The sequence below is a fragment of the Blautia sp. AF32-4BH genome, from assembly GCF_003460565.1.
Lineage (GTDB): Bacteria > Bacillota > Clostridia > Lachnospirales > Lachnospiraceae > Fusicatenibacter > Fusicatenibacter saccharivorans.
This window is the reverse complement of record NZ_QTVL01000001.1, coordinates 219372-231640: the sequence shown is the minus strand read 5'-3', so window position 1 is coordinate 231640 and position 12269 is coordinate 219372. Positions and strand designations below refer to the sequence as shown.

Annotated in this window: 10 protein-coding genes and 1 other annotated feature; of the genes, 1 reads left to right on the top strand and 9 read right to left on the bottom strand. The window is 49.5% G+C overall.

Features of this window, described 5'->3' with window-relative positions:
- Positions 1 to 116 precede the first annotated feature (116 nt).
- On the top strand, positions 117 to 473 hold the full coding sequence (locus tag DWZ44_RS01105) for a sporulation initiation factor Spo0A C-terminal domain-containing protein (protein ID WP_022462283.1): 357 nt from the start codon (positions 117 to 119) through the stop codon (positions 471 to 473).
- Between the two features lie 158 nt (positions 474 to 631).
- Here DWZ44_RS01105 and ilvC read toward each other — a convergent pair whose 3' ends face one another.
- The 9 genes from ilvC to DWZ44_RS01060 form a co-directional block, all read right to left on the bottom strand.
- Positions 632 to 1651 carry a ketol-acid reductoisomerase gene (ilvC, locus tag DWZ44_RS01100; RefSeq protein WP_022462282.1) on the bottom strand — a complete coding sequence of 340 codons (1020 nt, stop codon included), beginning with the start codon at positions 1649 to 1651 and terminating at the stop codon, positions 632 to 634.
- A 158-nt stretch (positions 1652 to 1809) separates the two neighbouring features.
- The gene (gene ilvN / locus DWZ44_RS01095) at positions 1810 to 2316 is read right to left on the bottom strand and encodes an acetolactate synthase small subunit (protein ID WP_022462281.1); all 507 of its coding nucleotides are present in this window, start codon (positions 2314 to 2316) and stop codon (positions 1810 to 1812) included.
- A gap of 121 nt (positions 2317 to 2437) precedes the next feature.
- Entirely contained in the window at positions 2438 to 4240 is a 1803-nt protein-coding gene (locus DWZ44_RS01090) for a glycoside hydrolase family 2 protein (protein ID WP_117804051.1), read from the bottom strand.
- A gap of 107 nt (positions 4241 to 4347) precedes the next feature.
- Positions 4348 to 5292, bottom strand: coding sequence for an AEC family transporter (locus DWZ44_RS01085; RefSeq protein WP_117804050.1), 945 nt, complete (start codon positions 5290 to 5292; stop codon positions 4348 to 4350).
- Positions 5289 to 6314 (bottom strand): aldo/keto reductase, encoded by a 1026-nt coding sequence (locus DWZ44_RS01080; protein ID WP_117804049.1) that lies wholly within the window; start codon positions 6312 to 6314, stop codon positions 5289 to 5291. The genes DWZ44_RS01085 and DWZ44_RS01080 overlap by 4 nt, the downstream gene beginning before the upstream one ends.
- A 318-nt stretch (positions 6315 to 6632) precedes the next feature.
- Complete coding sequence (locus DWZ44_RS01075) at positions 6633 to 7280, bottom strand: histidine phosphatase family protein (protein ID WP_117509036.1); 648 nt, start codon at positions 7278 to 7280, stop codon at positions 6633 to 6635.
- A 5-nt stretch (positions 7281 to 7285) separates the two neighbouring features.
- Complete coding sequence (gene pheT, locus DWZ44_RS01070; RefSeq protein ID WP_117804048.1) at positions 7286 to 9730, bottom strand: phenylalanine--tRNA ligase subunit beta; 2445 nt, start codon at positions 9728 to 9730, stop codon at positions 7286 to 7288.
- Between the two features lie 31 nt (positions 9731 to 9761).
- Positions 9762 to 10808 carry a phenylalanine--tRNA ligase subunit alpha gene (pheS, locus tag DWZ44_RS01065; protein ID WP_022461828.1) on the bottom strand — a complete coding sequence of 349 codons (1047 nt, stop codon included), beginning with the start codon at positions 10806 to 10808 and terminating at the stop codon, positions 9762 to 9764.
- A 165-nt stretch (positions 10809 to 10973) separates the two neighbouring features.
- Positions 10974 to 11226: a binding site (T-box leader), on the bottom strand.
- Between the two features lie 72 nt (positions 11227 to 11298).
- Positions 11299 to 12168: a YihY/virulence factor BrkB family protein gene (locus tag DWZ44_RS01060; protein WP_117804047.1), complete on the bottom strand. Its 870-nt coding sequence runs from the start codon at positions 12166 to 12168 to the stop codon at positions 11299 to 11301.
- Positions 12169 to 12269 lie beyond the last annotated feature (101 nt).

Here is a 12269-nt window from a genome sequence, read left to right as displayed (position 1 = left end):
CGACGTTTTCCACGTATCATAAGTGAAAGGGGAAAATCGTATGCCATACAAACTTTCACCTCTGGCATGCCCGTCTGCAAAGACTATGTAAAAACTGAATAAAAGGAGACATCGTAATGGAAACTGAAATTTACTTTCTACTACACTCTTTAGGAATTGGTGCAAAATACCGCGGATTTCGCTATCTCGCCTATGGTATCGCTTTATGCATGGAAGACGAAGATTATCTCCTTCGGGTCAGCAAAACGCTGTACCCAAAGATCGCGCAAACGTTTCAGGTATCGTCCTCCTGCGTCGAACGAGACATCCGCACCGCTATTTCCGTCTGCTGGACCCGCGGAAACCGTGATCTGCTCTTTTCGCTTTCTGTGCATCCGGTTCTGACAAAACCGACCAATTCCGAATTTTTTGATATTTTAAGTTCTTATATCAAATACTACCGTGCTTTTCCTGCCTGTCGTCAGGAGGCATAAAAAAACGAATACAGAAAAGATAACACTTCCGCGCCCTATCATATTGGGGGATATGCATGGCGCGGAAGTGTTTTTTCTATGATAAAACGATAGAACGAAAAAAAGGAGACTGCCCGCAAAGGCAGCCTCCCGATATGGATCATTTGACAGCAAACCGATTAGTTGTTGATCAGTTTGTCCTCGTTGCTCCAGCTGTACAGTTTTCTGACTTCTTCTCCGACTTTCTCTGACGGATGCTCTGCAGCTTTTCTTCTCATTGCACGGAAGTGAGCCTGTCCGCCTGCTGGGGACATATCCAGAAGGAAGTCTTTTGCGAAAGTACCATCCTGGATATCGGAAAGGATCTTCTTCATGGTCTTCTTGGTTTCTTCTGTGATGATCTTCGGTCCGGTGATGTAATCGCCGTACTCGGCTGTGTTGGAGATGGAGTATCTCATTCCGGAGAATCCCGACTGATAGATCAGGTCTACGATCAGTTTCATCTCATGGATGCACTCGAAGTATGCGTTTCTTGGGTCGTATCCAGCCTCGCACAGAGTCTCAAATCCAGCCTGCATCAGGGCGCATACACCGCCGCAGAGAACTGCCTGCTCACCGAACAGGTCTGTTTCGGTCTCAGTTCTGAAGGTTGTCTCCAGAAGACCAGCTCTTGCTCCGCCGATTCCAAGGCCGTAAGCCAGTGCTCTGTCCAGAGCTTTTCCGGTGTAATCCTGCTCAACAGCAACCAGGCAAGGAGTTCCTTTGCCAGCCTGATACTCGCTTCTTACTGTGTGGCCAGGTGCTTTCGGAGCGATCATAGCTACATCTACGTTCTTCGGAGGTACGATCTGTCCGAAGTGGATAGCGAAACCATGAGCGAACATCAGCATGTTGCCCTCTTCCAGGTTTGGCTCGATATCTTTTTTGTACATTGCAGCCTGTTTCTCATCGTTGATCAGGATCATGATGATATCAGCCTGTTTTGCAGCCTCAGCAGCGGTGTATACTTTGAATCCCTGTGCCTCTGCTTTTGCCCAGGATTTGCTGCCTTCATAAAGTCCAATAATAACATCACAGCCGGAATCTTTCAGGTTCAGTGCATGAGCATGTCCCTGGCTTCCGTAGCCGATAATTGCGATTTTTTTGCCTTCCAGTAAAGAGAGATTACAATCTTCCTGATAAAAAAGTCTTGCTGCCATTTTATTTTCCTCCATAATATATAGAATGTCTTGACCGGCGGCAGGTCGGTCAATTTATACAGCGAAAAGCATTTCTGCCTTTTGCTGTTTGTCAGGGAAATGAACTTTTCTATACAAAAATTTCATTCCTCTAGCAAACGTATGTAATGTGATCTGCGTTAATCGAGGTAACGCACATCGTGGGCTCCTCTGGAGAGTCCTGTCACTCCTGTTCTGGCCAGTTCCAGGATTTCGTATCCCTGTACCAGATTCAGGAACCCTTCGAGCTTTGACTGGTTTCCGGTCAGCTCTACAATCAGGCTTTCCTGTCCCACATCCACGATTCTTCCACGGAAGACATCGGAGATGGCGATGACATTGCGGCGTTCATTTTCATTCACACGGATTTTGACCAGCATCAGCTCTCGTCTGACACTCTCGTCCGGCTTCAGCTCTTTGATATCCCGCACATCGACAAGTTTTGCCAGCTGTTTTTTGATCTGCTCCAGAATCATTTCATCACTGCAGTACAGAACAACAGTCATTCTTGTGTATCGCGGGTCTGCTGTCACACCGGCGGTGATCGTCTCGATATTGTATCCGCGTCGGCTGAAAAGACCAGCTACTCTGCTTAAAAGTCCCGGCGTATTATCCACCAGCAGGGATAATGTTCTTTTCTGTTCCATAAACACCAACTTTCCTCCATCCGCAGGCGCCGCGGATTTTCAGCAATTTCTTACAACTTCCAACGCCTTATCCAATATATTAGCAACTTATCCTCACTTTGTCAACAAAAATTTTACCAAATTATTCTTTTGAGCAAAAATCTTTTGCCTCCTGTGGTTCCCATTTGCATACCTTCCGGTCATACGTAAGGATGCCGTTCGACTCCTCCTCGACATCGGTAAGCTGTGTGTAGACTGCTGCGGCAAGTCCCTGTTCTGTGAGTTCTCTTATCTTTTCTGCCAGTGCATTCATCGCTTTCTGGTACTGTGTCTGGTTCTGGTACGTGCGGTAGCCGAACGATTTTTCGGAGTAGAGATGCTCCTGTACCGGATACGTATAGCCGCCGTATTCAGAAAAAGCAAACGCGCGCTCCTCCGGTTTTACTTTTAACGGACGAAAGTAATTGTGAAGGCTCTTGATGTCCCCCGCTCCCTGATCGTACCAGCCGCTCGCGTGGTCGATCTGCCGCGTCGGATCGAGAGCGCGCACCATTTCTGTCATCTCCCTGGCATCAAACTGTCCCCATCCCTCGTTGAACAGAACCCAGAGCGACACGCACGGTGCATTGTAAAGCTGATGAACCGTCTCGCGGCACTCCCGCTTCCACCACTCTCTTCCCGTTTTTGAGGTCCGCGAAAAGAGCGGATAACAGTTATCCCTGAATTCCGTTGTCACAAACGGCAGTACGGTCGGAAGGTACAAAAGGAACGTCTGAATCGACCGGCCGCCGCCGTTGATCATATCCTGCCACACCAGCATACCGATATGGTCGCAGTGGGAATACCATCTTGCGCACTCAACTTTCAGGTGTTTCCGGATCATATTGAAACCGAGGCGTTTGGCCGTCTTAATGTCATAAACCATCGCCTCATCGGACGGCGGCGTGTAGAAGCTTTCCGGCCAATAACCCTGGTCGAGGACACCGTTCTGGAAATACGGCTTTCCGTTTAAGAGAAGACGCGTGATTCCTTTCTCATCTTTTCCAATGCCGAATTTGCGCATGCCGAAATAACTCTCGATGCGGTCTTCTCCCGCTTCAATGGAAACCCCATAGAGATGCGGATGTTCCGGGCTCCAGCCTGCAAAATTACCGAGAATCAGCTCCGCCTCGTTTTCTCTCGTCTCCCGGACGCAGATCACCTTCGCATCCGGCGCTTCGCTCTCCCGCACCGTAATTTTTTTCGTCAGTCCCGCATCCGGTCCGTTGAGGAAAACCCGTACTTTTACGCTCGCCGTATCATATTCCGGCGTGATCACGATGCGTTCCAGATACGTCTCCGGCACCCATTCCATCCAGACGCTCTGCCAGATGCCGCTCTGCGCGGTGTAAAACATGCCGCCCGGGGTAAGGCTCTGCTTTCCGCGGCCCTTCCAGTCCGTGTCCGTCTCATCGCGCACCTTGACGGCAAGCTCGTTCTCTCCCGTTTTGAGATACGGCGTAAGATCCACTGAAAAAGAAAGATACCCGCCGAGATGGCCTCCGGCACGCTTTCCGTTGCAGTAAATTACCGCATCCTGATCCACGGCGCCGAACTGCAGCAGCAGCCGTTTTCCGGCAGGAATTTTGGGAAGCTGAATCGTGCGGAAGTACCACAGATATTCTTTTGGAAGCAGCTGCCGCTTCACGCCGGACGCATCGCACTCCGGGGAAAACGGAACGAGAATTTTTCCGTCCCGCTGTTTTGGCATTTTCTGCGTTTCCGTGAACGCATACTCCCACCATCCGTTCAGATTTGTCCAGTTTTCCCGGCGCATCTGCGGACGCGGATATTCCGGAAACGGGAGCTCTTCTTCCGGATTTTTCCCAAATTCCGTAGAAAGGCGGAATTTTTTTCCTTCCTTTTTTCCAATCTGTAATGCTTTGACCGCATTTTTGAAGTCCATTCTTTTCCCTCTTTTTCTGATTTTTATGATTGATAAAAGCGTGCCCGGACAAAATCCCGGACACGCTTTTGGTGTACTGAAAATCAAAGCGGATATTCGCAATCCGGTTAGATAAACGCCAGCGTTTTCATCAGATACAGCCAGAACGTCAGCGTAAAGGCACTGCCGCACGTTGTGAGCATAACGGTGTTTGCCGTCAGACTTCCCTCATGACCCATATTTTTCGCCATGATAAAACTGCTCACCGTCGTTGCGGAACCCAGCATCACAAGGATTGCCACCAATTTTTCCTGACGGAAGCCAAGTATCACGGCGATCGGCAGAAAGACAGCTGCAAGACCGACCAGCTTAATCGCAGCTGCAGCAATCGACGGCCGGATATTCTTTGCCGCGCTCTTTGCCTCAAACGACGCACCCATCGCAATCAGGCCGAGCGGCGTTGCAAGTACCGCAATATTCTGCACCGTTTTCTGCAGAATCACCGGCTTTGGAATGCGAAGCACCGACCAGAGAAGTCCTGCAACGATCCCGAGGATAATCGGGTTTGTCACGATATTTTTCGCCGTCTTTTTCACAAAATCTGCCGTGATCTCCTCCCGTTCCGGACCGAATACCGCAAGAACGACAACCGCCATGATATTATACAGCGGCACACTGCTGATGATCATCAGCGGCGCCATGCCGGAATTTCCGTAGATATTCTGGATAAAGGCAATACCAAGGATCGCCGCACTGCTCCGGTACGCCGCCTGGATAAATTCGCCTCTTGCACTTCTCTCTTTTAAGAGATGGGAAAGTCCCCATACCGCAAGAATTGAGAGCAGTGTTGCAAAGAAGCAGAACAGAACGAATTTGATATCCCACACAGCGGAGAAATCAGAATCCGACAGGTCCTGGAACAGCAGCACCGGGAGTGCGATTTTAAACACAAATTTGTTCATTTTGCTTGTGAACGATTCGTCCAGAATACCAACCTTTCGAAAGAAAAGTCCCAAAATCATTGTCAGGAAGATCGGCATCGTCGCGTTCAGGCTGAAGATCAGATTACTCATACCAGTGTTTTTCCTGCCAGTACATTTTTATAATCTTCGTAGTTCTCTTCGAGAAGCTTCGGCGTATTCAGACCGTAGGGACATTTCTTCATGCAGGCGCCGCAGTGGAGACAACCTTCGATTTTCTTCATCATCGCCTGGCCGCGCTCGGTGAGCTGGTTGGCGGACGGGGAACGGCGCAGAAGCAGGCTCATGCGCGCGCAGGTGTTAATCTCAATGCCTGCCGGACATGGCATACAGTAACCGCAGCCGCGGCAGAAGTTGCCGGAGAGCTCTTTCTGGTCTTTCTCGATGATCGTCTTGATTTCATCCGTCATGGCAGGCGGACAGGCAATGTAGCTTAAGAACTCGTCCAGCTCTTTTTCTCTCTGGACGCCCCAGATCGGAAGCACGTTGTCGTACTGGTCTTCAAAAGCATATGCAGCCGCGGAGTTTGTGATCAGCCCGCCCGAGAGCGCTTTCATTGCGATAAAGCCGATATTTTTCTCTTTGCATCCCTGTACCAGTGCTTTCTCACGGTCCGTTGCCAGATAGCAGAACGGGAACTGCAGCGTCTCATAAAGACCGGACTCAATGATCTCCTCTGCCACGCTCATGCGGTGGTTCGTGATACCGATGTGGCGGATTTTTCCCTGTGCTTTTGCTTCCAGCATCGCCTCATACAGGCCGGTTCCATCTCCCGGCTTAGGACAGAAGGACGGATTGTGGAACTGATAGATATCGATGTAATCCGTCTTCAAAAGGGAAAGGCTTGTCTCCAGATCCTTCCAGAAGCCCTCCACATCCTTTGCCATCGTCTTCGTAGAGATAAAGACCTTCTCACGCATTTTCTCAAACGCTGCGCCTAATTTTTCCTCGCTGTCGCTGTAGGCACGCGCGGTATCAAAAAAGCGGATGCCTCCGTCATACGCTTTGCGCAGCAGATAAACAGCGTCTTCTTTCGTGACACGCTGTACCGGTAGCGCGCCGAAGCCGTTCTTGTTTACACAGATTCCTGTACTTCCCAGTGTTACCATGGACATACTTATGTTCCTCCTTTTTCGCTTTCATTGTTTCAACTCACAGTCGGTATTTCACGGAGTCTGACATATCGAAAATAGTTCGACTGTGACTTGCCTCATGTCAGTGGAGAATACCGATTTCTCTCCGCCCGCCACTGCCGTTATGTTTCTTTTAGCAATTCATCCCACCGCTTCAGAAACGGGGGACTTCTTGTCTACTGGTGTTAAAATCCGTTATTTCTATAGTATCACACTTTCTGTCAGACGGCAAACGCGATTTAAAGAGGCAGGCACAAAGGGAAATACTTTCCTTTTATGTCTGCCTCTGAATATCATTTTTTATTTTACTTCTTTATAAAAGTTTACGCAGTCCGACGGATCATAATAGATTTTATTATCCGCAAGCAGCGTGGAAACACCGTTCTGTACTTCGATGATGCTGACCGCACAGTTGTACGGCACGCCGCCGTGCCAGAAGTCGTTCTTGTCTTCATAGACATTGCGCAGCAGCGCGCGCATGCAGCAGCCGTGGGTGGCGATCAGGATCGTCTTGTCCTGGAACTCCGGTTTCGCAGTCAGCTCATGATAGAACGCTTCTGCCCGGTCGCAGACCTCCTGGATTGTCTCTCCGTCTCCCGCCGGGCGGAAGTGGAACGGATCTCTGTAAAAATCGTCGAAGTGTTCAGACGGAATCTCAAAATTGTTTGCCCGGCATCCAAGCCCTTCCCAGGAGCCAAAGGAAAGCTCCATCAGGCGGTCGTCGGTCGTAAGCGGCACATTTCTGCCCGCAAGGACGAGCTCTGCCGTGTGCTTTGCGCGGCGCAGTGGACTGGAAATTCCAAGGTCAAACGGGATATTTTTCAGTCCTTCCGCCGTCACTTTCGCCAGACGGACACCGTTCTCATTCAGCTCGGTGTCCGTCTGGCCCTGCAGCCTGCCTTCTACGTTCCACGCGGTTTCACCGTGGCGCATGATATAAAGTTTCATAAAAATCAGCCTCTCAGTTCGATGTTGAACTCATTCTGCAGTTTCTTGCAGATCTTCTCGACAAATTTCTGTACTTTTTCGAAGTCAAATGCTTCTTCCTTCGGTGCAAAGGTGACGGTGAACGCCATGCTCTTCTTGCCTTCCGGAATCTGGCCGCCCTCGTAAACATCGAACAGACGGATCTCTTTTACGTATTTGTTTGCCTCGCGGATACAGTTCTCTACATCGCCGCAGCTGATGTTTTTGTCCATGACAAATGCCAGGTCACGTTTCTCCTCCTGGAATTTGGAGATCGGCTGGAAGGTGCGTTTTTTGCCGTACCATCTGGAGAGCTCTTTTAAGTCAAGCTCCATGATGTAAGCGGAAGCACGCATGCTCAGCTCGTTCTGGATATCATATGCTGCTTTTCCGAAGTATCCGATTTCTGTACCCTCGCAGAGTACTTTCACTGCCTGATACGGATGCAGGAAGGATTTCTGAACCGGCTCGTAGGTGAACTCAATGTCCATGCTCTCGGCGATGGTGTTGGCGATGCCCTTCATAGTGAAGAAGCTCTCGTTGTTTCCGAAGGTTCCGACGCAGAGAACTTTTCTCTCATCCGGGTAGGATGTCAGCGGCAGGGACTCCGGAATGTAGATGCTTGCTACCTCGAACAGTCTTCCTTCAAGAGTGCCCTGTTTCTCATTTCTGGAAATGGCATTCAGCATGGAAGCTGCCAGTGTGGTACGCATCAGGGACAGATCCTGGTTGATCGGGTTGATGATCTCGATGGCATTTCTCTCTTTTGCATCTGCCGGCAGTTTCAAGAGATCCAGATCTGCAGGGGAGAAGAAGGAGTAATGCATGCACTCGTAGATACCCATGGTGCATAAGGTATTCTTCAGTGCCAGCTCGCCTTTCTGCTCTTCATTGTAGCCGCCCATCGTTACCTGTGCAGCGGAAAGGAAGGTATCGGTTACGTGATCGTAGCCGTACATACGGATGACTTCCTCTGCCACATCCGGGTAACGCTCTACATCGTTTTCGCCCTCCGGCAGCATATCCTCACGGTAAGCCGGTACCTGAATGGTCAGCTCGTCGCCGTTGATTTCCGGTGCAAAGTTCAGATTTTTCATAATGCGGAGAATTTCAGCTTCCGGAACTTCAATACCGAGTACGCCGTTTACCTTGCTGACGCTGACGGTAATCGGGGTCGGATCAATCGAGTTTCCTGTATTCACATCGAAATGGGTGCGGGAAACTTTACCGCAGCCGAGCTCTTCCATCAGGTGCAGCGCACGTTTCATACCAAGAACGGCAGAATACTCATCTACGCCTTTCTCATATCTTGCGCTGGCATCCGTTGCTTTTCCAAGTGCACGGGCTGTCTTTCTGACGTTGTCGCGTGCGAATTTTGCGGACTCAAACATAACGGCCTCTGTCGTGTCGCGGATCTCGGAGTTTAAGCCTCCCATGACACCGGCAAGCGCAACCGGTTTTACGCCGTCACAGATTACGAGGTTGTTCTCATTCATTGTGTATTCCTGCTCATCGAGGGTCACGATCTTTTCATTTTCTTTTGCTCTTCTGACGCAGATCTCATTGCCTTCCAGATAAGAGCAGTCAAAAGCATGCATCGGCTGGCCGATCTCTTTTAAGACATAGTTTGTGATATCAACCACGTTGGAGATCGCGGACATGCCGACGAGTGCCAGACGGCGTTTCATCCATGCCGGGGACTCTCCGATTTTTACGTCATATACGTAATGAGCGCTGTAACGCGGGCAGAGTTCCGGAGCTTCCACGCGGACAGAGAAGCCTTCTTTTTCCACATCCGTCTCGGTGTAATCGGTTGCCGGCATTTTTAAAGGTTTTTCCAGCATCGCCGATACTTCTCTTGCGATACCGAGGATACTCTGGCAGTCCGGTCTGTTTGCAGTCAGGGAGATATCAAAGATCCAGTCGTCAAGACCTGTCAGCTCTTTGACATCTGCGCCAAGCTCGGCATCTTCCGGCAGAACAAGCAGTCCGTTGTAGCCTGCGCCCGGGTACAGATCCTCGGTAAGGCCGAGCTCCACGCCGGAGCAGAGCATTCCGCAGGACTCATATCCTCTTAATTTTCCTTTTTTGATGGTCATAACACCCTCGATGGTCTTATGATCCTTTGCTGTTGCATAAACAGAAGCGCCAGGAAGGGCAACCGGGAATTTTCCGCCGGTGTGCACGTTGTCTGCGCCGCAGCAGATCTGCATGGCGCCGTGTTCTCCTGCATTTACCTGGCACACATGAAGATGGGTCTCCGGAATCGGCTCGCAGCCCTCCACCAGACCGACAACAACATTGCTGATGTCTTTTCCCACTTGATAACGCTCTTCTACTTCAAAACCGCCGTCGAACAGTTTTTTCTCCAGTTCTTCCGGGGTAACATCGATATCTACATATTCTTTCAGCCAACTTAACGGTACTAACATATTAAACCTCCAAATTCAAACTGTTTCGTCTTTATTTCTCGTTAATCTGATTTAAAACCCGCAGATCGGAACCGAATAACAGTTTGATGTTGTTGATTCCGTATTTCAGCATGGCGATACGCTCCAGGCCGATGCCAAAAGCGAAGCCGCTGTACTCTTCTGAATCAATGCCGCAGTTCTCCAGCACGCGTTTGTTTACGATACCTGCTCCAAGGACCTCGATCCAGCCGGTTCCCTTGCAGAGGCTGCATCCTTTTCCGCCGCAGGCGAAGCAGCTGCAGTCTACCTCAACGGACGGCTCCGTGAACGGGAAGTAAGACGGACGAAGACGTGTTGTGGTTCCCTCGCCGTAGATCTTCTGTACGAGTACGTCGAGCATTCCTTTCAGGTCGCAGAGGGTGATGTTTTTGTCGACAACGAGTCCCTCCATCTGATGGAACATCGGAGAATGGGTTGCGTCGTCATCAGACCGAAAAACACGTCCCGGGGAAAGGATCTTGATCGGCGGCTTTTTGTTTTCCATGACATGAATCTGGCCTGCCGATGTCTGGGTACGAAGCAGGAATTCCGGGGAGAGATAGAAGGTATCCTGCATATCTCTTGCCGGGTGATCCTGTGGTGTATTCAGTGCAGTAAAGTTGTAATAATCGGTCTCGATTTCTCTTCCCTCGTATACCTCAAAGCCCATACCTGCAAAGATGTCGATGAGCTGTTTGCGGATCAGGGTAACCGGATGAAGGTTTCCGATCGCTGTCTCTTCTGCCGGAAGGGTCAGGTCGATTTTCTCGGACTCATATTTCTTCTGCAGCTCGCGCTCTTTCATCTCCTCTTCCACTTTCTGGAAGCGGCCAAGCGCCCACTCTTTTAACTCATTGACGGATTTACCGTAGTTTGCGCGCTCTTCCGGGGCAATGTTTTTCATTTCTTTCATCAGCCCGCTGATCTTACTTTTCTTTCCTTCCAGATACTCGCTCTTAAATTCATACAGTTCTTTGGAGCTTTTCAGCTCTTCCAGTCCATTTTCAATCTTCTGTTTTAATTCAGACAGATGGCCGGTTAATACACTTTTTTCCTGCATTTGACTCTCCTACTTTCTTTTTCTTGCTTGTTTGATGGTAAATGTGAAAAACAATCAGATACCCCGCTGCAAACAGCGGAGCATCTGATTTTCGTGGCAGTCGCCAGATATCCATGCAAGCATGGCTGCCTGGCTCGTTGCTCACGAAAAAAAGACCCCGCCCCACAAAGGGACGAGATCTGAAATTTCGCGGTACCACCCTGATTTCTGCAGATACTTCCTGCAGACACTCATAACCGGTGCTGTAACGTACACCAAACGTCTGTCCCTACTTGCATTTCCAGTATCCTGCTATGCGTTCCGGACATCTGCTCCAATGCGAAATTTGAAATATTCCTGAACCTGAAGGAGCTTGCAGCCGATGACTCCCTCTCTCTGGCGGAAAAAATATTTCTCTGAACATCTTCACAGCATTTTTCCTGTTAGATTATTTATAAAACTATCATAAACAATGTTTATTGTACCGTCTTGACCCCTGGATGTCAAGCCATTATTTTCCCGCTTCTTTATTTGTCTCTTTATTTTCCATAAAATGCTCGATCGCCGCATTCTGCAGTTTCCGCAGTTTATCCTCAAAATACGCGTTGATCTCCGCGCCGATCAGAAGGATCCACATGCAGAAATACATCCAGATCATGATAAACACAATCATCGTCAGACTGCCGTACATATTGGACACCGCAAGCGCGATGTCGAGGTACATGGAAAATGCAAGGGAAAAAATAGACCAGGCAAGGGATGAGATCAGTGCGCCCGGGCACTGGCTCTTAAAGCTCGCCTTCCGGTTCGGAATGCATTTATACAGCACCAGGAACAGAACCGCCAGCACGCCTGTCGTAATCAGGGTACGCATGCCCATGATAGAGGATGTCACGCGCGCCACCATCGGCAGATGTTCCGTCAGCTTATTCTGAATGCGGGTTCCGAAGACCAGAAGCACCAGACTGGTGAGGAATGCAGCGACAAATATTAAGGTATATGCCATGCCCCGCAGCCGGTTGATGATGTAATTACGTGTCTCTGTTACGTGATAAATGCTGTTCAGCCCATTTGTCAGCGCCGCAATGCCCTTTCCCGCCGACCACAGCGTTGTGATGATCGTAATCGGCATATAGGCAACGGACTGATAAAAGATCTCATTTACAATACCGCCCACGTAGCTCTGGAACTCCGTGGGCAGCATATTGATCAGAACGCTGTAAACATCGTCGCGTGTCAGCGGCGTATATTTTACAAGCGTAACAACCAGAAGAACAAACGGAATAAAGGAAAGAAGAATGAAATACGCGCTCTGCGCTGCATAAGCACCGACATGGTCCTCATTCAGGCGCTTCATAAAACCGCGGATTGTTTTTATCATCTGGCAAAACCGCCTTTTCTTTGTTTTCGTGAATCTATCCCATTCTTGCACATATATCGTACTTCAGGATAGCCTACAAAGCATATCATACTTTTCTTTCC

What these genes read in the sequence shown, in the direction of transcription:
- DWZ44_RS01105 (WP_022462283.1), top strand. Translation starts at nt 117, where the DNA reads ATGGAAACTGAAATTTACTTTCTACTACACTCTTTAGGAATTGGTGCA.
- ilvC (WP_022462282.1), bottom strand. Translation starts at nt 1,651, where the DNA reads ATGGCAGCAAGACTTTTTTATCAGGAAGATTGTAATCTCTCTTTACTG.
- ilvN (WP_022462281.1), bottom strand. Translation starts at nt 2,316, where the DNA reads ATGGAACAGAAAAGAACATTATCCCTGCTGGTGGATAATACGCCGGGA.
- DWZ44_RS01090 (WP_117804051.1), bottom strand. Translation starts at nt 4,240, where the DNA reads ATGGACTTCAAAAATGCGGTCAAAGCATTACAGATTGGAAAAAAGGAA.
- DWZ44_RS01085 (WP_117804050.1), bottom strand. Translation starts at nt 5,292, where the DNA reads ATGAGTAATCTGATCTTCAGCCTGAACGCGACGATGCCGATCTTCCTG.
- DWZ44_RS01080 (WP_117804049.1), bottom strand. Translation starts at nt 6,314, where the DNA reads ATGTCCATGGTAACACTGGGAAGTACAGGAATCTGTGTAAACAAGAAC.
- DWZ44_RS01075 (WP_117509036.1), bottom strand. Translation starts at nt 7,280, where the DNA reads ATGAAACTTTATATCATGCGCCACGGTGAAACCGCGTGGAACGTAGAA.
- pheT (WP_117804048.1), bottom strand. Translation starts at nt 9,730, where the DNA reads ATGTTAGTACCGTTAAGTTGGCTGAAAGAATATGTAGATATCGATGTT.
- pheS (WP_022461828.1), bottom strand. Translation starts at nt 10,808, where the DNA reads ATGCAGGAAAAAAGTGTATTAACCGGCCATCTGTCTGAATTAAAACAG.
- DWZ44_RS01060 (WP_117804047.1), bottom strand. Translation starts at nt 12,168, where the DNA reads ATGATAAAAACAATCCGCGGTTTTATGAAGCGCCTGAATGAGGACCAT.